The organism is Kurthia gibsonii, assembly GCF_006539985.1.
GTDB classification, from domain to species: domain Bacteria; phylum Bacillota; class Bacilli; order Bacillales_A; family Planococcaceae; genus Kurthia; species Kurthia gibsonii.
Genome location: NZ_BJOB01000036.1, coordinates 1 through 25,659, shown reverse-complemented (window position 1 = coordinate 25,659; position 25,659 = coordinate 1). Strand labels below are relative to the sequence as shown.

26 protein-coding genes are annotated in these 25,659 nt (G+C 35.6%); 10 read left to right on the top strand and 16 right to left on the bottom strand.

Annotated elements, in window-relative coordinates; all coding sequences use genetic code 11:
* Positions 1-124: 124 nt before the first annotated feature.
* The 3 genes from KGI01_RS10570 to KGI01_RS10560 all read left to right on the top strand — a co-directional run bounded on the left by KGI01_RS10570 (position 125) and on the right by KGI01_RS10560 (position 4,953).
* Positions 125-1,186, top strand: a complete 1,062-nt coding sequence (locus KGI01_RS10570; RefSeq protein ID WP_141274662.1) for a DHH family phosphoesterase — start codon at positions 125-127, stop codon at positions 1,184-1,186.
* Between the two features lie 446 nt (positions 1,187-1,632).
* Positions 1,633-3,156, top strand: coding sequence for a succinyl-CoA:acetate CoA-transferase ScpC (locus KGI01_RS10565; protein ID WP_141274661.1), 1,524 nt, complete (start codon positions 1,633-1,635; stop codon positions 3,154-3,156).
* Positions 3,157-3,348: 192 nt separating this feature from the next.
* Positions 3,349-4,953 carry an ABC-F family ATP-binding cassette domain-containing protein gene (locus KGI01_RS10560; protein ID WP_141274660.1) on the top strand — a complete coding sequence of 535 codons (1,605 nt, stop codon included), beginning with the start codon at positions 3,349-3,351 and terminating at the stop codon, positions 4,951-4,953.
* A 90-nt stretch (positions 4,954-5,043) separates the two neighbouring features.
* On the opposite strand, the gene KGI01_RS10555 is transcribed toward KGI01_RS10560, so the two are convergent.
* The 4 genes from KGI01_RS10555 to KGI01_RS10540 all read right to left on the bottom strand — a co-directional run bounded on the left by KGI01_RS10555 (position 5,044) and on the right by KGI01_RS10540 (position 7,280).
* Positions 5,044-6,081, bottom strand: coding sequence for an LCP family protein (locus KGI01_RS10555; protein ID WP_141274659.1), 1,038 nt, complete (start codon positions 6,079-6,081; stop codon positions 5,044-5,046).
* 185 nt (positions 6,082-6,266) lie between these two features.
* Positions 6,267-6,467, bottom strand: a complete 201-nt coding sequence (locus KGI01_RS10550; protein ID WP_141274658.1) for a cold-shock protein — start codon at positions 6,465-6,467, stop codon at positions 6,267-6,269.
* Between the two features lie 107 nt (positions 6,468-6,574).
* Positions 6,575-6,775, bottom strand: a complete 201-nt coding sequence (locus KGI01_RS10545; protein WP_068453826.1) for a cold-shock protein — start codon at positions 6,773-6,775, stop codon at positions 6,575-6,577.
* A 211-nt stretch (positions 6,776-6,986) separates the two neighbouring features.
* Complete coding sequence (locus KGI01_RS10540; protein WP_141274657.1) at positions 6,987-7,280, bottom strand: DUF1033 family protein; 294 nt, start codon at positions 7,278-7,280, stop codon at positions 6,987-6,989.
* 119 nt (positions 7,281-7,399) lie between these two features.
* Between KGI01_RS10540 and KGI01_RS10535 the strand changes: the two genes are divergently transcribed.
* The 3 genes from KGI01_RS10535 (at position 7,400) to KGI01_RS10525 (ending at position 11,028) form a co-directional block, all read left to right on the top strand.
* Positions 7,400-9,124 (top strand): globin-coupled sensor protein, encoded by a 1,725-nt coding sequence (locus KGI01_RS10535; RefSeq protein ID WP_141274656.1) that lies wholly within the window; start codon positions 7,400-7,402, stop codon positions 9,122-9,124.
* A 92-nt stretch (positions 9,125-9,216) separates the two neighbouring features.
* A complete protein-coding gene (locus KGI01_RS10530; protein ID WP_141274655.1) occupies positions 9,217-9,849 on the top strand; it encodes a 5-bromo-4-chloroindolyl phosphate hydrolysis family protein in 633 nt (210 codons plus the stop codon).
* Between the two features lie 3 nt (positions 9,850-9,852).
* The gene (locus KGI01_RS10525; RefSeq protein ID WP_068453833.1) at positions 9,853-11,028 is read left to right on the top strand and encodes a toxic anion resistance protein; all 1,176 of its coding nucleotides are present in this window, start codon (positions 9,853-9,855) and stop codon (positions 11,026-11,028) included.
* A 44-nt stretch (positions 11,029-11,072) separates the two neighbouring features.
* Here the strand turns inward: KGI01_RS10525 and KGI01_RS10520 are convergent, their stop codons facing one another.
* From KGI01_RS10520 to KGI01_RS10510, 3 genes are all read right to left on the bottom strand, one after another.
* Positions 11,073-12,980, bottom strand: a complete 1,908-nt coding sequence (locus KGI01_RS10520; protein ID WP_141274654.1) for a vWA domain-containing protein — start codon at positions 12,978-12,980, stop codon at positions 11,073-11,075.
* A gap of 10 nt (positions 12,981-12,990) precedes the next feature.
* On the bottom strand, positions 12,991-13,854 hold the full coding sequence (locus tag KGI01_RS10515) for an AAA family ATPase (RefSeq protein ID WP_141274653.1): 864 nt from the start codon (positions 13,852-13,854) through the stop codon (positions 12,991-12,993).
* Positions 13,855-13,930: 76 nt separating this feature from the next.
* On the bottom strand, positions 13,931-14,128 hold the full coding sequence (locus KGI01_RS10510) for a DUF6501 family protein (protein ID WP_068453836.1): 198 nt from the start codon (positions 14,126-14,128) through the stop codon (positions 13,931-13,933).
* Between the two features lie 687 nt (positions 14,129-14,815).
* Here KGI01_RS10510 and KGI01_RS10505 point away from each other — a divergent pair.
* The gene (locus KGI01_RS10505) at positions 14,816-15,301 is read left to right on the top strand and encodes a nucleoside 2-deoxyribosyltransferase (protein ID WP_141274652.1); all 486 of its coding nucleotides are present in this window, start codon (positions 14,816-14,818) and stop codon (positions 15,299-15,301) included.
* A gap of 52 nt (positions 15,302-15,353) precedes the next feature.
* On the top strand, positions 15,354-16,262 hold the full coding sequence (locus KGI01_RS10500) for an EamA family transporter (RefSeq protein WP_141274651.1): 909 nt from the start codon (positions 15,354-15,356) through the stop codon (positions 16,260-16,262).
* 107 nt (positions 16,263-16,369) lie between these two features.
* Here the strand turns inward: KGI01_RS10500 and KGI01_RS10495 are convergent, their stop codons facing one another.
* The 3 genes from KGI01_RS10495 to KGI01_RS10485 form a co-directional block, all read right to left on the bottom strand.
* A complete protein-coding gene (locus KGI01_RS10495; RefSeq protein WP_255314778.1) occupies positions 16,370-17,392 on the bottom strand; it encodes an alpha/beta hydrolase in 1,023 nt (340 codons plus the stop codon).
* A 105-nt stretch (positions 17,393-17,497) separates the two neighbouring features.
* Complete coding sequence (locus tag KGI01_RS10490; RefSeq protein ID WP_141274650.1) at positions 17,498-17,722, bottom strand: hypothetical protein; 225 nt, start codon at positions 17,720-17,722, stop codon at positions 17,498-17,500.
* A gap of 150 nt (positions 17,723-17,872) precedes the next feature.
* Positions 17,873-18,286 carry a DUF1284 domain-containing protein gene (locus KGI01_RS10485; protein WP_141274649.1) on the bottom strand — a complete coding sequence of 138 codons (414 nt, stop codon included), beginning with the start codon at positions 18,284-18,286 and terminating at the stop codon, positions 17,873-17,875.
* 139 nt (positions 18,287-18,425) lie between these two features.
* On the opposite strand from KGI01_RS10485, the gene KGI01_RS10480 reads away from it, so the two are divergent.
* Entirely contained in the window at positions 18,426-18,770 is a 345-nt protein-coding gene (locus KGI01_RS10480; protein ID WP_068453856.1) for a hypothetical protein, read from the top strand.
* 219 nt (positions 18,771-18,989) lie between these two features.
* Here the strand turns inward: KGI01_RS10480 and KGI01_RS10475 are convergent, their stop codons facing one another.
* From KGI01_RS10475 to KGI01_RS10450, 6 genes are all read right to left on the bottom strand, one after another.
* Positions 18,990-19,478 (bottom strand): hypothetical protein, encoded by a 489-nt coding sequence (locus KGI01_RS10475; RefSeq protein WP_141274648.1) that lies wholly within the window; start codon positions 19,476-19,478, stop codon positions 18,990-18,992.
* A gap of 197 nt (positions 19,479-19,675) precedes the next feature.
* Positions 19,676-19,888, bottom strand: coding sequence for a hypothetical protein (locus KGI01_RS10470; protein ID WP_141274647.1), 213 nt, complete (start codon positions 19,886-19,888; stop codon positions 19,676-19,678).
* Between the two features lie 78 nt (positions 19,889-19,966).
* Positions 19,967-21,460 (bottom strand): glycerol kinase GlpK, encoded by a 1,494-nt coding sequence (gene glpK, locus KGI01_RS10465; RefSeq protein ID WP_141274646.1) that lies wholly within the window; start codon positions 21,458-21,460, stop codon positions 19,967-19,969.
* A 12-nt stretch (positions 21,461-21,472) separates the two neighbouring features.
* Positions 21,473-22,300 carry an MIP/aquaporin family protein gene (locus KGI01_RS10460; RefSeq protein WP_255314779.1) on the bottom strand — a complete coding sequence of 276 codons (828 nt, stop codon included), beginning with the start codon at positions 22,298-22,300 and terminating at the stop codon, positions 21,473-21,475.
* 97 nt (positions 22,301-22,397) lie between these two features.
* The gene (locus KGI01_RS10455; protein WP_141274644.1) at positions 22,398-22,982 is read right to left on the bottom strand and encodes a glycerol-3-phosphate responsive antiterminator; all 585 of its coding nucleotides are present in this window, start codon (positions 22,980-22,982) and stop codon (positions 22,398-22,400) included.
* Between the two features lie 23 nt (positions 22,983-23,005).
* Positions 23,006-24,637, bottom strand: a complete 1,632-nt coding sequence (locus tag KGI01_RS10450; protein WP_141274643.1) for a glycerol-3-phosphate dehydrogenase/oxidase — start codon at positions 24,635-24,637, stop codon at positions 23,006-23,008.
* A 270-nt stretch (positions 24,638-24,907) separates the two neighbouring features.
* On the opposite strand from KGI01_RS10450, the gene KGI01_RS10445 reads away from it, so the two are divergent.
* Positions 24,908-25,597, top strand: a complete 690-nt coding sequence (locus KGI01_RS10445; protein ID WP_141274642.1) for a metal-binding protein ZinT — start codon at positions 24,908-24,910, stop codon at positions 25,595-25,597.
* The last annotated feature ends 62 nt before the right edge of the window (positions 25,598-25,659 follow it).

Sequence of the window (25,659 nt, the reverse complement as noted above, 5' to 3'; positions counted from 1 at the left end):
CCCTTTCAACGCAATATGATTCCCTTTCAGCCAAGTAAAATGTATAAATTCGTGCTTTCCCCTTCTTTTATGAAACCACTCAATGCTATAATGAGGTTCGATGTTTTAGAAAGGCGTTGACGATATGAATTTTAAAAAATTACCGAAAAAACTAACGCAATATGCTCAAATTCATTTAATTACACATACAGACTTGGACGGAATCGGTCCTTCAATTGTATTAGATGCTTTTGGTATTCCGCATATTCCTTACTATGTAGAGACGCGTAAAATTGATGAGGCTGTGATTGAAAAAATCGCTGAGCTGCAAGATCAAGAACTATTAATCATTACAGACTTATCTGTAAAAGAAGAAACAGCTGAAGCGATTTCTGCTGTTAATAAAGAACCGAACGGCCGTCATATTATTTTAATTGACCACCATGCTTCTGCACTCTATTTAAATGATTATGATTGGGCAGAAGTTATTCCAGAAAAAAATGGCATTAAAATGAGTGCGACTACTTTAATGTTCAAAAATTTATTCAATGCTGGTTTTGAAGTGGCACCTCTTCAACGAATCGAGCAAGAAGATGGTGAAGAATCAATCGCCACCCCTGAATATACACAAAAAGAAAAAGACACGATGTTAACACGTGTTACGCATTTTGTTGAAAATGTTCGTCTATATGATACATGGGATTGGCACGCTCTTTCGATCCAGGAAGCTGCCGACCTGAATACGATTTTCTACGCACGTCGTCGCCACGAATTCGCAAAGGATCGTATGAATTACATTTTAAATGACTCATTGTTCACAGAGGCCGACCAACAGTATCTTGATTTTTCAAAAGATGAACTACGTAAAATTTTAAAGAAAAAATCAAAACAAATGATCATCATTGAAAATTACACATTAAAAGGACATGATGAACCGATTAATATTGGTGTTGTTGAAACAGATTCATTCTTTAGCGAACTTGGCAATCATTTAGCTGAGAAGTTTGAAGAAGAAATTGATTGTGTCTTCATTGTCTCTTTAGTAAAAAATAAAGTCTCGCTACGTTCAATTGGACAAAAACTTGATTTATCAAAAATTGCGAAAGAATATAATGGTGGCGGTCATCCAAATGCATCTGGATGTGACTTATCTGCACTTGGTATGGACTTCATCTCGGCTATTTTCGAGGCACAAAAAAAAGCATAACTTGAACATATTGGACATAATTCGCGAATAAGCGAGTTATGTCTTTATTTTTTTATTAAACACTTTTTTGATGTGTATTTTTACCCTCATTAACACATAACATTTGATTTCATTCATTTTTCAGTTTAAACTACGCATAAGTTTCAATCAAAAAATTATCATTTTCAAAGTCTTAAATTTCCATAGAATAAAAAAAATAAAAAATTTAAGAGAAAAGACTAGATTAATTTATCTACTTCGTGTAAAAATATAGTTAGAAATCGAAACCAAATTCTATTTCAAATGGGAATATAATAAAGCGCTATCATTCCCCTGTAATAGTACAGAGAAATGTGATTTAGTATAATTATATGACCGACCGATTTTTTCACTCGTCATGTGCCTATTTTGTTAAACGCTTACAAAACAATTATTTACATGATTATTATTTTTAGGGGGAATTATGAATGGAATCAACAATCGAAAAACGTTTAGGGTTAAAAGAACTAGCAAATAAAGTTGTATCTGCTGAAGAAGCGGCAAAATTAATTTCAAACGGCGACGTAGTAGGTATGTCAGGCTTTACTCGTGCTGGAGATGCAAAAGTTGTACCAATGGCTCTTGCAGAACGCGCGAAAAATGAAACATTCAAAATTGATGTTTACACAGGTGCTTCATTAGGCCCTGAAGTTGATAACTACTTAGCAACTGCTGGTGGTATTCGTAAACGTGGACCATTCATTGGTGACCGCGGAATCCGTACACTAATCAACTCGGGCGATGTATTATATGCAGATATGCACTTATCGCACAATGCCGAACAATACCGTCAAAATATCTTCGGTAAAGTAAACTATGCGATTATTGAAGCCGTAGCAGTTACAGAAGATGGTTATATCATCCCAACAACTTCAGTTGGTAACTCACCAATCATTTGTGAAGTAGCTGAAAACATTATCATTGAATTAAATATTACACATCCTGAAACTTTAATCGGTATTCATGATATTTATATTCCTGGTGAACAAGGTAAGCGTGAAGCAATCCCTATGACAGATGCAACACAACGCATCGGTGAAAAAGGAATTAAAGTTGATCCAGCAAAAATTAAAGCAATCGTTGTTTCTGAAGAACCTGATGCACCTTCATTAATCGTGCCTCCTGATGAAGAAACACAAACAATGGCGAACTACCTACTTGATTTCTTCCGTAACGAAATTAAAGAAGGTCGCTTAACAAATGAATTAATGCCTCTACAATCAGGTGTTGGTTCAGTAGCAAATGCTGTATTAGATGGTTTCGCAGACGCAGAATTTGAAAACTTAGTTGTTGCTTCAGAAGTATTACAAGATGCTGTATTTAATCTAATTGATGCAGGTAAAGTACGCTTCGCAGCTGCTACTTCAATTACATTAACTGAAGAATTACAACAAAAGGTATATGGTAACTTAGAGAAATATGCAGACAAGATTACATTACGTCCACAAGAAATCTCTAACCACCCAGAATTAATCCGTCGTTTAGGATTAATCTCAATCAATACGGCTCTTGAAGCAGATATTTACGGCAACGTAAACTCAACGCACGTTTCAGGTTCAAAAATGATGAACGGTATTGGTGGTTCAGGTGACTTCGCACGTAACGCACGTCTTGGCATCTTCGTTACAAAATCATATGCTAAAGGTGGCGCTGTATCTTCAATCGTACCTATGGTTACACATGTTGACCATACAGAGCATGATGTAGATGTAATCGTTACAGAACAAGGTGTTGCTGATTTACGTGGTCTTGCACCAAAAGAACGTGTTCCATTAATCATCGAAAACTGTGCACACCCTGATTTCCGTGAACAATTATGGGAATACTACAATGCTGCAGTTGAAAAACACGGTAATGTACAAACTCCACACTTATTAAACCGCGCATTCGAAATGTACGACAATCTTGAAAAAACAGGTTCAATGAAAAAACAAAATCAACCTGTAGAATAAGAATCACTTCAAATACGAGTATCCTTTTGGATGCTCGTATTTTTTATGCCCTCCCCCTTTTGTTTTATTTTCGCGTTTCTTTCGATATTTTCTAAGAAACTATGTCAGTTTCCTGTCTAGTTCCATCTAGCCTATAGTCGTACCTATGTAGACGTGTTATAATGGAGGTATTGTGAAAAAGGAGGTACTTACATGATTCAAGTAAGTAATGTAGCTCTTCGTTTCGGCGATCGTAAGCTATTTGAAGACGTTAATATTAAATTTACACCTGGTAACTGTTATGGCCTAATCGGTGCAAACGGTGCTGGTAAATCAACATTTTTAAAAATTCTTTCTGGTGAAATCGAGCCACAAGAAGGCCATGTAAGCATGGGGGCAGATGAACGTTTAGCTGTCTTAAAACAAAATCACTTCGAATATGAAGAATTCCAAGTGCTTGAAACAGTTATGATGGGTCATAAAAAATTGTATGAAGTTATGCAAGAGAAAAATGCCATCTATGCAAAAGATCCATTTACAGATGAAGACGGTATTCGTGCTGCTGAATTAGAAGGTGAATTCGCAGATATGAATGGTTGGGAAGCTGAATCAGATGCAGCAATCCTTCTACAAGGTTTAGGAATTCCTGATTCAATGCACTATATGACAATGTCTGAACTAACAGGTTCTGAAAAAGTCAAAGTATTATTAGCGCAAGCTTTATTCGGTAAGCCAGACGTTCTATTACTAGATGAGCCTACCAACCACTTAGACTTAAAAGCAATCCAATGGTTAGAAGAATTCTTAATCAACTTCGAGAACACTGTCATCGTTGTATCGCATGACCGTCACTTCTTAAATAAAGTATGTACACATATCGCTGACCTTGACTTCTCTAAAATCCAAGTTTATGTAGGTAACTACGACTTCTGGTATGAATCAAGTAAATTAGCACAACGTATGTTATCAGATCAAAACAAGAAAAAAGAAGAGAAAATCAAAGAATTACAAGCATTCGTTGCTCGTTTCTCTGCGAACGCTTCAAAATCAAAACAAGCGACTTCTCGTAAAAAGATGTTAGAAAAAATCGAGTTAGATGACATTCGTCCATCTAGCCGTAAATATCCATTCATCAACTTTACGATGGAACGCGAAATCGGTAATGACGTATTAACAGTTGAAGGTTTAGGTAAAACTGTAGATGGCGAACAACAATTTAAAGATATGCGCTTCTCAATGAATCGTGAAGATAAAATTGTTTTACTTGGTAATCCAATCGCTAAAACAGCTTTATTAAAAATCATCGCTGGTGAAGATGAAGATTTTGAAGGTTCTTACAAATGGGGCGTTACAACTTCTCAAAGTTACTTCCCATTAGATAACGAAGAATTTTTCCAAGGTTCTGAAAAAACATTAGTTGATTGGTTACGTCAGTTCTCTCCAGAAGATGAAACAGAAACATTCTTACGTGGTTTCTTAGGTCGTATGCTATTCTCTGGTGAAGAAGTGAAAAAATCACCTTCTGTTTTATCAGGTGGCGAAAAAGTGCGTTGTATGTTATCTCGTATGATGTTATCACACTCAAACGTACTACTTTTAGACGAACCAACAAACCACTTAGATCTTGAATCAATTCAAGCACTAAACGAAGGTTTAACAAGCTTTAAAGGCGCGATGATTTTCACATCTCATGACCATCAGTTCATCCAAACAATCGCAAATCGTGTAATTGAAATCCGCGAAGACGGTTCAATTTTAGATAAGCAATTAACATATGATGAATTCCTAGAGTGGAAAGCAACAAATAAATTAGATTAATTTAAAATACAGAAGAAATCACAATGATGTGGTTTCTTCTTTTTTATACAAAAAAGCACATACCCGAAAGTATGCACTCTAAAATTTGATTTAATAAGCACCAAATGACGCATTTGTCTTGAATGGTTCATTTGGATTCAAGTTTAACTCTGTACGCAATTCTTTGCTTAAGTTTTGTAACTTCTGTTGATCTGCTACAAAATACGAAACGCCATTAATTCGCGTTTCATAACCTTCAATTTCTTTTGATTCGATTTTTAGATTCTCCATCTTTAAATATTGATTTTGGATAGCAAATAAATCTGAAATCGATAAACTTGTTTTCACATTTTTACCGAAGATTTTTGTTAATTCCCCTACTTTTAATAATGTATTCGCAGATTTTAACTGTTCAACAGTTGCTTGAATAAACTGTTGTTGGCGCTGTTCACGTGAATAAACATCATTGACATCACGCTTACGCATACGTACAAAGGCTAGCGCTTCTTCTCCTGTTAAACGAGACTCTCCAGCTTTGAAATCAATGCGCTTTTTATTATAGACATTTGTTTCCCAGAAAGGATATTTGATATCTATATTAATACCACCTAGTGCATCCACTACATCACGAAATCCATCAAAATTCACTGTTACAAAAGCATCAATCGGAATATTCAATAATTTTTCGGTTGTTTCCAACTGTAATTTCTCCCCACCATACGAATTAATTTGTCCATATGTCATTGCTGCGTTAATTTTATGTACACCCGTATATTCGCCCGCATTGTCAATTTGAACACGTGTATCACGTGGTACAGTCGTTAAAATCACTTTACTTTCTTTCGGATTGAATGTTGCAACTAATTGTGTATCTGCACGTGCAGTTTCTGTATTTTTCGCATAATCTTCAATACCTAGCAATAGAATGGAGAAGGGATCATCACTATATGAAACTTCCTTTTCTCTCAAATCTGACTTATTTGCTTCACGTTGTAGTGATACTTTGGAGTCGTTCAATGCCCCTTTAACAGATATCACTGAATAAATCAGGTAGCTACTAACAACAGCTAAACAAAGGACTAGCAACCATAAAGAACCATGTAGCAGCCTCTTTCGACGTCGTTTGGACGTTCTTGTTTTTGCACCCATGTATATTCCCCCATATAACTTCTATCCTAAAACCAATTGTATCATAAACTACTATTAATTGTCATAAAAATATACCTTTAATCACTATGATGATATAATATTCAATTCTCTTTTTTACATTAAAAAAAGAAAACAACATTGCTTTTATGTGTTTTCTTTTTAATTTAAAGATTTTCTCTTGTACACTATTTTTTCATGACATTCGCTGCTTGTGGTCCACGCTCACCTTCGATAATTTGAAATTCTACAGCTTGTCCCTCATCCAATGTTTTAAACCCATCATCTTGAATCGCTGAAAAATGAACAAAAATATCTGCTCCTTCTTCGGATTCAATAAAACCAAAACCTTTTTCTGCGTTAAACCATTTTACTGTACCTTGTTCCATTTATCTAACCTCCATACTATTCATTATATCCATAATAACAAATAATTCAGAAAATAAAAAATGAAATAGAAAAGAGGCTAGCCGAAGCTAGCCTCTGTAATTGTAAATTAAAGTTTTACAACGTTTTCTGCTTGTGGTCCACGGTTACCTTCAGTAACTTCGAACTCAACTGCTTGACCTTCGTCTAAAGTTTTGAATCCTTCGCCTTGGATTGCAGAGAAGTGTACGAATACATCGTTTTCTCCTTCAACTTCGATAAAGCCAAAACCTTTTTCTGCGTTAAACCATTTTACTGTACCTTGTTTCATGTGTAAAAACCTCCAAAATAAAAAGTGAACATATGAATCTAATTATACCTTTGCAAAAATTCACATATTACAATAAGTACCGACATAAACCCGATCACTTTTTGTAATATGTGAATAGAAGTACCGGTAATACAAGTTTCATTTGTTAAATTTATTATAACATACCACTTTATGTTGTCAATAAATTTGAATATATTTGACAATAATTTTTTCATTTTTTGACATTTTCTTCTACTACTTCCCATATTACCCCATGGTAAACAGGTAAACAGTCTGCGCAGTTTTCACAGTATTCTCTTTCATCATCGGACCAAAAAGCCCAAAAGCGATCTTTTTTATGCATCATATTCATATATTTTTTTGAAAACTCTTCAATTAATTGTTGTAAATATTGATTTGCTTCTTGTTCATTATCATATGTGACTTCTGTCACGACATGTTCTTCCCAACCTTCAAACTGCCACCATGGCTCATAGTCTGCTTTCATGTAAATTACTTTATACATAGTATACCTACTTTCTAAAAAAATTACTTGTGTGACAATATATCTTTTTTACTACACTACCCTCTTAAAATATGCTAAAATAACTAAAATAGCTTTAACCAAAAAATGGAGGTTTATACATGTTTTCTTCACTTCGCCCAAAACTTAAAATGAATCAATTATTAGAACGCGGTACTGATATTCAAACAATTGAACGTTTTCAAAAAACGCTCACATTCAATCATTTTACATCAAACGACGAAAAAAATTTACGTTATTTATATGAAACATTGGCTAGTTCAACTCCATCTATGAAAGAAATTTTCACACAATATTTAACAGAATTATCTCCTGATAGCCACCATAAAATTGCTGAAGAGATGATTGAACATTATCTTGTAAACTTTTTTACAGCTGATCGCGACGAACACTATGTAAATGAGACGTTACAATTCTTTGATCAGTTCCGAAAACATCAATTTGAACCTGGAAAAACGATTGTGATTTTCAATCAATTCGCATTCTATGTGACAACACACGTATTATACAACTTTGGGTTTAAACCTTCCAAAGCATTCGACTTAATGCGCTCATTTCAATCTGCAGTGAATGTCGATCAAGAATTATTATTTGAATCTTTTACAGAGCGCACACTTGAAAGATCCGTATCTGAAATTGTCCGTTTAATTGAGACAAACTCTAAAATCATGTATATGAAAGACTTAATTTATAGTCTAGATCGCCAAACAGACGAGATTCAATCTTCTACTGCTGCAACTGAAGAGATTACTGCTTCGATTGCAGAGATTGCACGTACTTCTACCCGAATTTCAGAAAAAACAAACCAATCAGTTGAATATGCACTTCATTCACAAAATGAAATTGGTGGTGCTTTAAATGAAATTATGAAAACAGGTGAAACATTCTCTACAATTGTTGAGTCATTTAGCGAATTACAAAAACGTGTCGGTGACATTGAACATGTTGTCACTTTGATTAATGAAATCGCTGATCAAACGAATTTACTAGCACTAAACGCATCAATCGAAGCAGCGCGCGCAGGTGAGCATGGCAAAGGTTTTGCAGTTGTTGCACAAGAAGTTCGTAAGCTTGCAGAAAATACGGTATCTGCTTTAACAGAAGTATCCACGAATGTGAAGCATTTAAAATCATATTCAAATACGGTTCAAGAATCGATTACAAGTACAACAAAAATTATTAAAGAAGCTACTACTGAAGCAAAAGAGTCACTTCCACTTCTCAATCAAATTGTCGATGAGATTTCAGATATCAACGATGCAGTTAAAACCACTGCTTCAATTTCTGAAGAACAGTCTGTTGCGATTGATGACGTATCTAATCGTATGGTACAGATTACCGATTTACAACAAGATATTCGTGAACTTGGACAATCGACTTCTGTTGGTGTACATCAATTAAGTAAAGAGATTGATGCATTCCGTCTAAGTGTTGTCAATAATGCAAATGTACAGCTTTCAAGCTATGCGCTGTTGCAATTATCAAAAGCCGATCATATTTTATGGAAATGGAAAGTATATAATATGTTCTTAGGTTTAGAACATATCCGTCCTGAAGATGTGTCTTCGCACATGGATTGTCGTTTAGGTAAATGGTACAACTCAGAAAAAGCACGTGCTCGTTTTGCGAATGAGCCCGCATATCAACAATTAGATACGTATCATGCACAAGTACATGAACTAGCAAAACAAGCTGCAACTGCTTATTCACATAACGACTTACGTACAGCTGAACAGTGCTTGTCTAAACTAGAAGAAGCATCATCATATGTGATAGAATTAATTGACGAACTCATTCACAAGATTGAACTACAACGTGGTCAATAATTCGACAAATTATTTCAAAAGAAAATATTTTGAATTGAAACCTTCTACATTTTAAAACGTATATTAACAAAAGAGTGTAAGGAGGGAATTACATGTTACACGCTGGACATACAGCATTACGCTACTTCATTTCATTTATAACGATACCCGTTACATTTATGATTGCGATGTCAGGATTCCATTTAGGCTTTTGGGTTAGTCTTGCAATCGCTGCGCTCGTTTACATGACGAGCAACTTTATTATAAAAGTTTATCAACGATACAAGAAAAGAAAGCAATTTGGTCTTACCAAATCAGAATATAATCACATCGAAGTGCAGATTCAAGAGGCGCGAGAATCACTTTACAACTTTAACCGAATGGCGACACGCGTTCGTTCAATTTCAGGTTTTAAACATTTATTTGAAATGAGTCGTTTATCAAAACGCATTATTTCAATCGTGCGTGCAAATCCTCCGAAATTCTATCAAGCAGAAATCTTTTTCTATTCTCACCTACCCTCTGCTACTGAATTAACGGAGAAATATGCTTATTTATCGAGACAGCCGATTAAAGATACGGAGATGCATCTTGCACTTCAACGCACACGTGATGCACTTGAAGATCTTTTTGTGTCATTAGAAAAAGATCTTCGTCAAATTTTAGCAGCTGATATCGAAGAATTAAAAGTCGAGCTTGATTTTGTGACGAGACGAAGTGAGCGTAGCTCGAAGGAGGAGTCTTAATTTATGCAAGAAAATCAGTCAAATAAATCAGTCGATGATTTACTGGCAGATCCATTTACAATGAATCCTCTGCCACAGCAACAAACGATTCAACCAGAAATTCAAAAAGATGCACCGGTTCGCCAATTAGATCGTTTAACACCTGAAGATCAAGAAAAAGCACGTCAATTAGCTTCTCAAATTCCAACAGGTAGTTATGAAGCAATTTTAACGTATGGTGCAAATGCACAAAATGCTTTATCGAGCTTCTCAAATAAAATGCTCGACCATGTACAGGCGAAAGATATTGGGCCTGTCGGCGATATTTTGAAAGATTTAATGACAAAATTAAATGAACTTGACCCTGAAGAATTACATCAAGACAAACCAAAAGGCTTACGTAAACTTTTTGGTAAAATGCAAAAATCGATTCAAGAAATGATGTCGAAGTATCAAAAACTGAGTACACAGATTGATCGTATTGGTGTGCAACTTGAACATTCAAAACGCGGTCTTGTAGATGATGTTCAAATGCTCGACCAATTATATGAACAAAACAAAACGTACTTTGAAGCATTAAATGTCTATATCGCTGCAGCTGAATTAAAGCGCGATGAAATCACGAACGATATTTTGCCAAAATTACGTGCAGAAGCTGAAAAATCGAATGATCAAATGGCGATTCAAGAAGTAAATGATTTAGCACAGTTCGTCGATCGTTTAGAAAAACGTATTTACGACCTACAGCTATCGCGCCAGATTACGATTCAATCTGCTCCGCAAATCCGTATGATTCAGCAAACGAACCAAACATTAGCTGAAAAAATTCAATCTTCGATTATGACAGCAATTCCGCTTTGGCGCAATCAGATTGCCATCGCTCTTACATTGAATAATCAACGTAAAGCAGTTGAAGCGCAAAAACAAGTAACTGCGACAACAAATGATTTATTATTAAAGAACTCTGAAATGCTGAAGATGAACACGATTGAAACAGCGCGTGAAAATGAGCGTGGTATCGTAGAAATCGAAACATTAAAAGCAACACAAGAGAACTTAATTTCGACGATTGAAGAAACTTTACAAATTCAAGCAGAAGGACGTCAAAAACGTCGTGAAGCTGAAATTGAAATTGGTCGTATGGAAGAAGATTTAAAACAGCGTTTACTTTCGATTCAAACAAAACAACAAGGCTATTAAAATGAAAAGGAGTCATTCCCCGTCATAGAGGAACGGCTCCTTTTTTACATACTTTGTACAACGAGTGATAAAACTTTTCGTAACGTGCGAAGTGTCATATCTGAAAATTGCGCTACATCACTTGCGACAATAGACTGTCTACCATAGATGGTTGAAAATAATTGAAGTTGTTCTTCACTCGGTTCGGATGTATTTAAAAATAGATGTAATACGGTAATCCCTTGCTTCTCTGCTTCAATAACAGCTTCAGCAGTATCTAATATACCATTCTGTGCATATTCAAAAGCAGAAGGTTCCCCATCGGAAAAAACAAGTAAAAAGCGATGTTTTTCAGGTCGCTTCTTTAAACGCTCTGTCATCCAGCGAATCGCAAAGCCATCTCGATTATCTTCATGCGATGTCATCGCTGCAATTTTTTCACTAGCATCTACTGCCCCGTCCTCTAAACGATGAATCCATTCAAATGTATTCGGCTGCACTTCTTTTGTCGCTTCATACGCATCTTCATAAAATAAAGTCATCTCATGCGCAATCTCAAGTGAACGCAGTACATCATGGAATAATAGAACGGCCTGTTTTGTTTCATCTATTTTATCCATCATAGAAGCCGAACCATCAATTAATAGACCAAATACAGCATCAAGTGGCTTAGAAGGTGCATCTTTTTTATAAAAGGGACGCGGGCGATTCTCTGTAACAAATGATAAAAGTTGTTTTGAATCTAAACGACCATAACTGAGATGCGTTCGTCGACTCATCTTCTTTTGTGCCATGCGTTTTCGTAATTCTTGAACAAGTGCACGTACCATTGGTTCTTGTTGTAGACGCCACTTTTCCATGATAGATTTTGGTGTAACCTCTTCTCCATGTGTAGTAATCATCTTCTCTTGATAGATTACTTGTTCATGTTCACGTCCAAATACTTTACCAGACTTGGTATATTTCTTTTTTAATGATTTTGTCGCGAGACTTTCTTCTTTTTGTGGTTTAACAGTAGCGTCTACATCTCCGCCAGTTCCAACTTCTGTCGGTGGTTGACCATCCTGTCCTTCCACTGCTTCATCTGATAAAGATTTCCCTTCGTTTCCCCGCTCTAACTCAAAGCGTAGATGGATCCCTGTATCATCTTGTGATTCACGATGCCAACTTCTAAAAGTTTCTTCGATTGTTTCTTTAGCTTCATCACTGCCTTCTTCCATCCCGCAAACACCATCATGTTCATGATCTGGAATAAAAGGTGCTGCTTCCAACTGATCTAGTAAAGCGTAGACATCCAACTGAATATCTTTTTTTAGAATTTCTTCAATCTGCGGTACAAGCGTCCAAATGATACGAATCGTTTCCTCTGTCGATTGACTATCGAATACGTGCTGCCATTTATATAGTAAATCGCTAAATGTATCGAATATTCCACCTGTCGGTAAGCGTAAACTGCCTTCATGTAGAGCGATATAAAAATAATTTAATAATGCTTCTGCTAGAAATCCTTTTTGATGGTGCACATGAATTTGATGTTGGTATGTCGCTAAATAGGCTTGTGTACGCAATCGAAAAGCTTTTTTTGTACCTGGACGTTTTTTGGCGACAGATTCCATCAAACGAAATTCTTCTGCCATAATAAGCTGTTGTTCAAAAAACTTTGGATAGTTCAGCTCTGTTATTTCTTCTTGAAATTCATGCCAAGCTCTTTGTGAAAAATGACGCCAAAACCCCTCTGCTAGTAAAAAAATATCAGATAAACGGCCTAAATGTGTTTGTTCAGCTGTTCGATGACGCCAAAATACAGACATGGACATCGTTTGTTCTTTCGGATTGAATTCCATTAATTGTCGTTCTGTTAGATGAATATGTGGATTTCCCGAAAGTGCCTGTGCTAAATTCTCATAGGTAATCATCTGTCTTGCATCGATTTGTTCATTATTAAATTGAATAAATCTACTCATCTCTGCCATATCGAATCACCTACTCCATCCATGTTTTTGCTAATTCAATAACTAACTGCTTTTCTGATGCATCATCTAATTTTTCTGCAATGGCATATCGCACTGCACGAATTGGTGACATGTATTGCGCTAACTCAATCGCATCTAATAAACTTCGAATCGACGCTGCTTCCTCACTCACTAAACCATTCTCTGCTTGTTTTCGCAAATCTGTCGCAAGTGACAGCATACTATTTTTTAAAGTTGCTTGAATCCTCGGGAAGTATTCATCCACTAATCCCGCTAATTGTTCACCTGTAATATATGGAATCGCAAAAGAAACAAAACGGTTTTTCAGCGCTTCATTCATCGGTGTTGTCCCGATGTACCCTTCATTAATTGCGGCAATGACGCCGAAGTTTGGATGCGCTTGAATAACCTCACCTGTAAATGGATTCGTCAACATACGGCGATAATCCAATACACTATGCAAAATCGGTAATGTCTCAGGTTTTGCCATATTAATTTCATCAATATAAAGGAAATGTCCTTCTTTCATCGCTTTTACAACAGGACCTTCCACAAAATCAATCCATGTCTGCCCTTCCTTTTGTACAACTGTTTTAAAACCAAGTAAACTCTCTGCATCTAAATCAACCGAACAGTTAATGCTATGCATCGGTTGTTCAAATAATGCCGCAATCGACTCTGCTAATTTCGTCTTCCCTGAACCAGAAGGTCCCTTTAGTAAAATCGCTTTTTTCAGTACTACACTTAATAGAATATCTTCGTATAAATAAGCATCTGGTGATTTATAACCACCTTCTGGAATAAGTGATTGCCACTCATTATTTTCATGATCTTTCGTGCGCTTTACAATTTCTTGTTCAATCAGTTCGTGCATCGTCGCTTCCCCCTATTCTAAAAAAAGAAAAACTCCCCCGATGAGACGGAGGAGCTGTTTTCTGTAAATCGCTCAATTATGCGAAATATTCTTTGTAGTAACCACCGACGTGGCCTGAGTTATCAACTACAAAATAAAACTCGTCTGTTTCATTTTTCACTTCATACTCCTTACCTACTGTTAGCATATTCGATACTAAATATTTTTTTGCATTTGTATGTTCGCATTTGACCGTTTTAATTGTTGGTGCATCTTTCCAATTTAAATGTATCATGTTCAAACAACCTCTCTACTCGCATTTACTCTCTTATTCTAACTCATTTTTAGAGAAATGTGTTAATTTTTTTACGCCCTTTTCATTTCATGCTATGCTAGATAAAACAATGGTTTTGGAGGTTCAATATGTTATTAATGTTTGGTAGTGTTCCAACTTGGTTCTTCATTATCGCTTTTTCATTCATCATTCTATTTTTCATTTTTTCAGAATGGCTGACACGCAAATAAGATTTATTACTATCTTTTCAGTGGAAAAAGAGTGTAAAATAATTTTTCTTTGAAAAAAATGTGACTTCTCGTTGAAATTGACAGAGGCAGGAAAAACATTTATTCAAAAGCCACCGCAAATGAAGAAACCTTAAAATTACGTTTTTATGGTATTTATCAGTCGGGTGATTTTACGATTGGAGCAGATATTGATACGCTACTTGATATGGATTATATTATCGAAGTAGAAGGTTATGAAATTGGCTTATCACCTGAAGTGATGAGTAAACTAAAAACAGCGACGATTCACGCCCAATTACATACAAGATAAAGGTTTGATTTTATTAAATTGTAAATCATCACACAGAGAGACCCCATTTTTGGTGTCTCTCTTTTTCTTTCAATTCAAAATTTGCATAGATGCTTGTTTTTTTATTACACAATAACATACAATAGAACAGAACGGAGGTTATGCAAGATGTTGAAAGGTTATTTAGCGAACGGATTATTTAGTTTAGGTGATCGTTTAGTGAACGAAATGATTGCAAAAGCAGTTCGTCACACGTTACCAAACGTCGACTTATACGTACCACAAGAAAATGATGCAATTAATGATAAAACAGCATTTGCAAATAGTGAGCAGATTGCATACGCAGATATTGAAGCATTAAAAATGAGTGACTTTTTAATAGCAGTCATTGATGGTGTTGAAATCGACAGTGGTGTTGCCGCAGAAATCGGTGCTTTTTCGATGTTAAATCGTCCTATTTTCGCTGTATTTACAGATTCAAGACAACAAGGGCGCGACAACATGAAGAAAATTGAAGCACTACAAGCAGACGGTGTTGAAAATCAATTCGTCTATCGCAACTTATTCGTTGTTGGTCTAATTAAGCAAAATGGCTATGTTTGTACAACAATTGATGAATTAACCGTCGAACTGAAAAAACAATTCATGTCGTAACTTTCTTCATGCATTCGTTTATTTTATTGAGATAGAGGGGTCTTTTTTATTTATGTGGTTTTTATATGCAATGTTAACATGGGCATGTTGGGGCGCAGCCAACTTGTTCTACAAAAAAGGGTCAGATCCTGCCGACCGCAATAGTCATGCCAAAATTACAATCATGGTCGGTCTTGTCATGGGTGCGCATGCAACCATCTATATGCTCGTTAAAGGTTTATCGTTAAATCTTGATGATATGATTACGTATTTACCTGTTTCTGCACTTTATATTTCTTCGATGGTGTTTGGATATGTTGGTTTACGTTATTTGGAATTATCAATTGTCGCACCACTTCAAAATTCTTCAGGTGCAATTACCGTCATTTTACTATCTATTTTCTATCCAAGTGATAATAACTGGTTACACTATGTAAGTATTTCGATTATTTGTATCGGTGTTATTTGGATTGCTGTACTTGAAAAACAACAAGATGATTTAATTCGCCATCAATCTGGCGTTGTCATCGAGAAAAAATATAAGTTCGGCTTTTTCGCCTTACTATTCCCATTACTATACGCTGTATTAGATGGTCTAGGAACATTTGCAGATGGTGTTGTTTTAGAAAAAGCAAAGTTATTATCAGAAGATGCAGCATTAATCGCCTATGAATATACATTCTTCATCGTAGCAGTCATTTACTGGGCTTATTTAGCAGTTGTAAAAAATGAAGTTGTAAACATCTTCAAACAAGGAGATCGAACAATTGCGGCATTACTCGAAACAGCTGGTCAATTCTTCTATGTATATGCCATTGCTGCTTACGCAATTGGCGCTGCACCACTAATTTCGTCATTTTGTATTTTCTCTATTATCTTATCGCGCATTTTCTTAAAAGAAAAATTATCAGGTCGTCAATATTTTGTTATATGGATTATACTGATCGGTATCGTCTTGCTCGGCTATGCAGATGAATTATAAAATGAAAGAGGCTATTCAGTTCTCTTTTTAGAGTTCGAAAAAAACGGAACCGCTCGATAGCGTGATTCCGTTTTTTTATGTTCGTACACTTATGTCTCTGTTCTTTCTTAATCTTTTAAAGTTACTTTTAAAAATGCGAGTGTTTCTGCTAAACAGCGCTGCGCCTCTTTTGTATCATAGCTAAATTGGTATTCATGATAAATCGGCTGTTCTTCATTCGCATAAAATAGCGACTGAATAGGTATATCTTGTTCCACTAACTCTTTTACGAAAGCTTGTCCTTGCGATAAGAAAGAAAAACCATTCGCGTCTGTTACGTAACTTGGTGGAAAATCAGATGTCACATGCTCAGTCAATGAAGCTTGTGTCACAACCGAGCTATCTTTCCAATTTTTCTCGCCAATTAAATCCCATGCAACGGTTCGTGCAAAGAATTTCATTAGTACCTCTTTTTTCGGTAAATCCTTCATTTGCTGCAAATCGAGTGGACCACAATAGGAAATGAAAGCTTTTAAATGTTCTTTCAGTACAAGTTGCTTCATGTTCATCTCTTTTGCATATAGGGCATTTGTTTGAATCGCAACATACTGCCCTACAATTTGCGCACCTGCAGAATCGCCACCAAATGCAAGTTTTGTTAAATCTAAATTTGCCCATTTTTCAGGTGAAGCAACAAGTGTCTTGTACAAATCATTCACTTGTACAACTTGCCCTGGATAGCGTAGCTCAGGAGCCAATTCGTAATTCATGGAAATCACCGCAACTCGCTCTTTTGTCACAACATATGTCGCAAACTCTTTTGCAAGTGACTTATCCCCTGCTAAGTAACCACCACCATGTAGCCAAATTAATACAGGTAACTTTTCATCTTTTTTCACATCTTTTGGTGTATATAAATCGAATGTATTACGTGGATATTTTGAATTATAATTGATATTTTTTTGTATGTTTACTACTTCTTCACTTTTCTTAAAATTTCCGACGTCTTTAATCGGTACTTCTCGATTAAAAACATAGCGAATCATCGCTGTACCAGGTTTTGGTGATACTTCTGTTGCGACAATTAGTCCTACAATGAGTATAATATTTAAACCTATGTACCATTTTAAAAAGCGTTTCACCCACTTCATAACTCTCACCCCACTGTATCATAACACTATTCACTAAAAACCCTCTATTATTCCATTTTTATATGTAACAAAAAAGAGATTCCACTTAAAAGAATCTCTTTTTTCTTAATATTTTAATTTTAACATATGTGCATATTGCACTTTTGTATAAGCTATTACGTCGTACTGTTGTAAATCAAGTTGTTTACTCACTTCTGAAACTGCTGCGTGTTGCTTACGTGATACCACAACGAATTGTTTTGATTGTCCACTGGCTTTTTCTACTGCAACAACAATATATTTTTTCAGTCCAAATAATTGATTTAAGCGTTTGAAAAGGAAAGTTGTCATACTAAACCTCCAATATAATATGAAAATGAACGTATGTTCGTATTCTATTATCGCATATTTTCACTCTATTCTATAGAGTACTTTTGACTAGTTTAAAATCTATTGTTTTACAATATTTATCCATAATTTAAGTGCTAATTCCTTTATATTTTATACATCAAATAATGAAATTCCCTTATGAATCCGCTCCATTCCTTCTTCACAAACTCCGTAGGAACGCCAAGAACAAGTTTCACAGATTGTTGCAAGGTCTGTCGGTTGAATATACTTTTTCAATCTTCTTTCCACTTCGAACCATGGTACGAGTTGTCCAATTTGAATGCCCAACTTTTCTGCAATGTATGCATCTTGATTAAAAATTTCTTCGCTTAAACAATGATATTCACCGCTATTTGGATATTTCTCGCATAGATGATCAATGCCTTTTACTAATCGAACAAGTGTCGTCGGTCTTGCACGCAGTTGTCGATGAATGCGTGTCATATTTTCTACATATTCTTCTGAATAACCCATTCCTCTGTAGCCGACTAAGCAAAGTAAATGATGTCCTCTTAAATGAATCATGAAAAGCACCCCCCTTTTATGTAAACTGATACAATAAATAAGTTTACACTTTTATGATTCGAAGTACAATATGGAAGATAAAGTTGTGATGATTCTGAAAGGATTCTATCGTATAATAGAAGATGGGAGGTTGATGCTCTTGCATTCTTTACGTGAGCGAATAATCATTACGATTATTACTAGTATTTTATCAACCATTGCAACGAAGATTTATTATTGGAATTCAATGGAGCCGAGTCGTGTGTGGTTTATTTTTTGTCTCATTATGATTTTATTAATGACGTATGGCTTGCTTGCATCGTATATCATCGAACGAATCGCTGCTATTTTCGATTATCAAGTCGTGAAAATTTTGATCCGTGTGCTACTTTATTTAATCGCAGGCACACTGCCTTTTATCGGTTCACCTATTTTAATCGTAAGTATTATAACAGCCATTATCTATGTGTTAGTCGATGCACTCTATCCGCAGTCTAAATCATAAAAAAGGACCCTACGAGCAAGGGTCAAAGTAAGTTATGAGGTAATAAGAGACTGTAGTATTTTTAAAGCAAGAGGAGTTGGCTTTAAAAATTACTATACCTATTACATCTAAGGTGGTATAGTTTTTATATACCCCTAAAAGGCTATATTTTAAACACAAATAATAAAAAAAACGAACTTTCCATACGATTTAACGTAATGGAGAGTTCATTTTATTATTTCAATCTCCTAATAAATTCGGTGTTTGCTCAGGTTGTTTTTTAGTGACCGTTTCATCTTTATCTAATTTCTCTTTACTCTTTTTCACTTTCTCTATTTGTTTTTTTAGTTCTCGATAATTGTGATCCGTTACTTCATAAAATAAATACTTAGATTCATAAAAAAGGCGACAAATATAACGCTGATTTTTTCGGTCTTCCCAGAGATAATAATTCGCAATCAGCATATTTTGTCGTGTATTTTTAAATTGAATGTATTGTGATGAAAAATGATTGAGCTCATCTTCAGACATCCCAACATTTGTAGCTTCTTTTAAAATGTCGTGTATTTTTTCATATACTTGCTCGTTGCGTAATGTATGTGTTAATTCTACTTCGTCATTTTGAATGATTTTTCCGTATTGAATAGAGTGTGACGTTGTTGCTTCATTACATGCCCCTAGTAGAAGCGTGCCTATAAGAAGAATGATTCCGACATATGCTTTTCTCACACTGCCACCCCTTTATATTTATTTTATAGTCTCATACCCCTCTCTTATTTATCCATAACCCATTATTTATATAATCGAAAAATATTCATGTATATACAGCATTCGCTTTTTCATGCGTAAATCCTTTCAACATTAAAGAAAGAGTATGACATATGTAATGTTTATACTCTCGCTTTATTTTTATGATAAAATTTTATTTATAAAATATGATATACAACGCGTGCGTGTGATAGCTTTTTGAAACCATGAATATCATGGAAACTGCCAATTCCTGAATTATTAACACCACCGAATGGTAAGCCTGGATGAACATTATGCATGATGACTCCATTAATTGTTACGCCACCAGATGACGCGCCTTGTAATAAATCATGTGGAAACAATTCAGATGGCTTGATTTCTCTTTGCAAATATACTTTTTATATTTTTAAAACGGCGTGCACAACAAAAAATCGGAACCACATTATAGCGCGATTCCGATTTTTAGATTATTTAAAAGCTTGTGCTGCTTTTACTGCTTTTTTCCAGCCTGTATATAATTCTTCACGACGTGATTGTTCCATCTCTGGTGTAAACTTATGTTCTAACTTCCAGTGTGCTGCTATTTCATCCATTGAAGACCAGAAACCAACTGCTAGACCAGCTAAATATGCTGCACCTAACGCTGTTGTTTCTTTTACAACTGGACGGTCTACTGGAACATCTAATAGATCTGCTTGGAATTGCATTAAGAAGTCATTTGCGACTGCGCCACCGTCTACACGCAGTGTTTTAAATGGAATACCTGAATCTTCTTCCATTGCACTTAATACGTCATTTGTTTGATAGCAAAGTGATTCAAGTGTTGCACGAATGAAATGTTCTTTTGTCGTACCACGCGTTAAGCCAAATACTGAACCACGTACATCTGAATCCCAATAAGGCGTTCCTAAACCAACGAATGCTGGAACAACATAAACGCCTTCTGTTGAGTCAACACGCTTTGCATACTGTTCTGAATCAGATGAATTACGGAACATACGTAAACCATCGCGCAACCATTGAATCGCAGAACCTGCTACGAAGATACTTCCTTCAAGTGCATAGTGAATTTTACCATCAATGCCCCATGCAATCGTTGTTAATAAACCATTATTTGACTTGACTGCTTTTTCACCTGTATTCATCAACATGAAACAACCTGTTCCGTATGTGTTTTTCACCATACCTTGTTCAAAACAAGTTTGACCGAATAAAGCAGATTGTTGGTCACCTGCTACACCAGCAATTGGCACTTCACTACCAAAGAATTTCGCTGCATCTGTTACACCATATACTTCAGAAGATGCTTTAACTTCTGGTAGCATCGAAGCTGGAACACCTAAAATATCAAGTAATTCCTCATCCCATTTTAATTCGTGAATATTATACATTAACGTACGTGATGCATTTGAATAATCTGTTACATGCACTTTACCGTCTGTTAATTTCCAAATTAACCATGTATCAATTGTACCGAATAATAAATCACCGTTTTCAGCCTTTTCACGTGCGCCTTCTACATGATCTAAAATCCACTTTACTTTTGTACCTGAGAAGTAGGCATCGATTAGCAAACCTGTCTTATCGCGGAAAAGTTCATCATGTCCTTTTTCTTTTAGCTCCTCACAGATTTCTGCAGTTTGACGTGATTGCCAAACAATCGCGTTATGGATTGGTTGACCTGTATGACGATCCCAAACAACAGTTGTTTCACGTTGGTTTGTAATACCAATTCCTGCAATTTGTGAAGCCTCTATATGTTTATCTGCTAAAACAGTTGCAATACACGATAGAATAGAAGACCAGATTTGTTCTGGATCATGCTCTACCCAACCTGCTTCTGGAAAATACTGTGGAAACTCTTGTTGATGTGAATAAAAAATTTCTCCCTCATGATCGAATAAAATGGCACGCGAGCTTGTCGTACCTTGGTCTAATGCTAAAATATACTTTTCTGTCATATCAAATTCCTCCTAATCTTCTTTTACATGCTTTACAGTCATTTGAGCAGCTACAAAAATAAGGATAATAATCACTGCAAATACCCAAAATAACGGATTATTTTCTCCCTCAAATACTTTTTGGAAGAACAATGCACCGAATACACCACCGATAATCGGTCCAACAACTGGAATCCATGCATATGACCAATTCGATGAACCCTTCCCTGGAATCGGTAGTAATGCATGTGCAATACGTGGACCTAAATCACGAGCGGGATTAATTGCATAGCCAGTTGGTCCACCTAGAGCCATACCAATCACTACAATTAACATACCCACTAAGAATGGACTCATACCATCTGTAATTGTATTTGTTCCTAAAGCTAGAATACCAAGTACTAATGCAAATGTTCCAATCATTTCTGCAATTAAGTTTGAAAATGGATGCTTGATTGCAGGAATTGTTGAGAAAACAGCTAATTTCGCTTCCTTGTCTTCTGTTCCTTTCCAATGTGGTAAGTACATGAAATAGACTAACACTGCACCGATGAATGCACCAATCATTTGCGCTAAAATGTAAGCGGGTACATTTTTCCACGGAAAATCACCAATTGTTGCAAGCGATAATGTTAGAGCAGGGTTCAAGTGTGCACCACTAATTCCTCCTACTGCATATGCAGCCATCGCTACTGCAAGCCCCCATGCAAATGTAATGACCATCCAGCCACCACCGAAAGCTTTTGATTTGTGTAATACGACACCTGCTACTACACCACCCCCGAATAAAATCAATAACATTGTACCAACTAATTCTGCCGTAAAAGTAGACATAAACTCACTCCTTTGTTTTTTTTGTATGGCAAACAGAAAAAATCCGCATCTAAATAAGCTACTAAAAATAGCTATAGATGCGGACTCCTAATCTCAACCACGTAATATTATCTTATTTTTCATTTTAGATAGAATCACGTGAATCGTCAATATTATTTTGGAATTTTCGCCAAAGTTTTTTATCTGATGTTGTCACGGCTACTGCTCCAGCATCCAAAGCGCGTTCGATTTCCTCAGCATGACGAATCAATCCCCCCGTAATAACAGGAATTTTTGTTCGTTCATACACTTCTTGGATCATCTCTGGAATTATACCCGGTAATAACTCAATATAGTCTGGTGCATTCTTCTCAATTAAAGAATAACTTTTCTCAAGTGCAATCGTATCAATTAAAAAGACACGTTGAATTGCTAAAATACCACGCTCTTTCGCTTTCATAATCATGTTCGAGCGTGTCGAAATGATACCATCTGGCTGAATCTCATTACATAGAAAGTCAGCTGCGAAATTATCCGTCTTTAAACCATTGATTAAATCAGCATGTATAATTAACTTCTTTCCTACACGTTCTGCTTCTCTTTTTAATGGACGTAATTGACTAATATGCGTTTCCAGTAATACAACATATTCAAATGGACTTGAAAAAGCACAATCGACTTGACTAATTGTTTTGGCAGCTGGAATAATGCGCTGATTTTGAAAACTCATGTCGTTCTCTCCTCTCAAGCAAATTATTTGGCTGTTGTTGCGCGTGTAATCTCTAACTCCAATTGTTCAGTATATAACGCTTTTTGGTTATCTGTCCACTGTAATTGTTGAGACATCAATTGTAAAATGACTTCTTTGTATTCAATTACTTCTTGAATATTAAAGAATAAATCACTTGTACGACGAATAAAGAAGTCATTTGGATGTTGTACAAACTCATAAGCTAAACCATATTGCAATTGTGCATACAATCCTGCTGGTAAATTACTTGGTGCTTCTGCTAAGTAAGCAAATACTTGATTCACATTCGCTCCGTAGTGATGTGCAAGATGGCGCGCTTCTTTTTCTGTTAAGCCATGTTTTACACCTTCAGCCACTTTCATATCGATGAATTTTTCAAGATTTTGTGAACCACCAATATCACCACCTGAAATTTTCAATTGCTTCGTTTGACAAGGTGCTAGTGTACGATTATAGCTTGATGCAATACGATTAATCACGCCTTCTGCCATTTTACGATAACCTGTTAGTTTACCGCCCGCAATCGTAATTAATCCTGTTTCAGATTCCCATACTTCATCATGACGTGAAATTTCAGATGGGTCTTTTCCTTCTTCATGGATTAATGGTCGAACCCCTGCCCAACTTGATTCAATTTGACGCTCTGTAATATTCACATCTGGGAACATGTAGTGAATCGCATCTAAAATGTACTTACGATCTTCCTTTGTGATTTCCATATCTTTTGGATCACCTTTATAGAATGTATCCGTTGTTCCCACATATGTTTTTCCATTACGTGGAATCGCGAATACCATACGACCATCTGGTGTATCAAAATAAATCGCTTGTTTTAATGGGAATACAGACTCATCAAATACTAAGTGAACACCTTTTGAAAGAATTAGATGTTTTCCTGTTGTTTTCCCTTCGATTGAACGTACGTCATCCACCCATGGACCTGCTGCATTGATTACTTTTGTTGCACGAATATTGAAAGATTGATTATTTAATACATCTTGTGCTTCAATCCCATTAATTTTGCCTTGCTCATTATATAAAAAGCCTGTTGCTTTTGTGTAATTGATTAATGTCGCACCTTTTTCAACTGCTGTTTTTGCAACTTCAATTGTTAGACGTGCATCATCTGTACGGTACTCTACATAGACACCGCCACCTTTTAAGTCAGCTTTCTTTACAAGTGGTTCTTTTGCTAATGTTTGCGATGCATTTAACATATAACGACGTTCTGATTTTTTAACGCCTGCTAAAAAGTCATATAAACGTAAACCAATATTTGTTGAGAATTTGCCGAATGTACCACCTTTATGGAATGGTAATAACATCCAAATAGGTGTTGTTACGTGCGGTCCGTTCTCATATACAATTGCACGTTCTTTACCTAACTCTGCAACTTCTTTAATTTCGAATTGTTTTAAATAGCGTAAGCCACCATGCACTAATTTTGTTGAGCGACTAGACGTACCTGCCGCAAAATCTTGCATTTCAACTAATGCCACAGACAAACCACGTGTAACAGCATCTAGTGCGATGCCGACACCTGTGATTCCCCCACCAATTACTAATAAATCATATGATGTTTGTTGTAATTCCTCGATTGTTTGTTGACGATTGAATGCTGATGCTGCTCTCATACGTAAATTCCTCCTATTTTTAGACGCGAAAAAAGAGACCTTTAAAAAGCACATAGCTATCGCATGTGTTCTTTAAAGGTCTCTCATTCACTCAAACCAATTATTAACTTGACCTCATTATACATCTGTTAGAAACCATTTGCAACCTTTGTGATTTAGTTTGTTCTATTTTTATAAATAGTAATCATTACTATTTATGTTGACACTTACAAATAATACCTTTATAATTCTAAAGTGTAATCATTACTATTTAAAGGAGCGTACTTACAAATGACCAAGCAAACATGGGGTAGTATTTTAGCACTTAGTCTATTACTAACAGGATGCAACGGGACTACCGAGGAAGAGAAAGTGAAAGCTGAGAAACCAACAGAAGAAACAAAGAAACACGATCATAATCATACAAAGTTGAGTGAAACACAAAAACAAATTTATGCAGGTTACTTTAAAGATGAACAAGTAAAATCGCGTAAGTTAAGCGATTGGGCTGGTGATTGGCAATCGGTCTATCCCTATTTACTTGATGGTACATTAGATGAAGTATTTACTTATAAAGCAAAAAAAGATAATAGTATGACTGCAGAAGCATACAAAAAATATTATAAAAAAGGATATAAAACATCTATTGAACATATCAAAATTAAAGGAAACCAAGTTACTTTTACAGAAAAAGGAAAAGAAGCAACAGGTACTTATAAAGAAGATGGATATGAAATTTTAACATATGAAAAAGGTAATCGTGGTGTCCGTTATATCTTTAAATTAGTAGAAAAAGATTCAAATTTGCCAACATATATCCAATTCAGTGACCACAGTATTTCACCTACTGCATCTTCTCACTATCATATTTACTTAGGAAATAATCGTGCAAATTTATTAAAAGAAGTAACGAACTGGCCAACATTTTACCCTTCTTCTATGAATGGACATACTATTGCACACGAGATGATCGCTCACTAATAATTTGAGAATACTTATCTTTATGTTAAACAAAAAAATTCGACGATTCATATAAAAAAGCG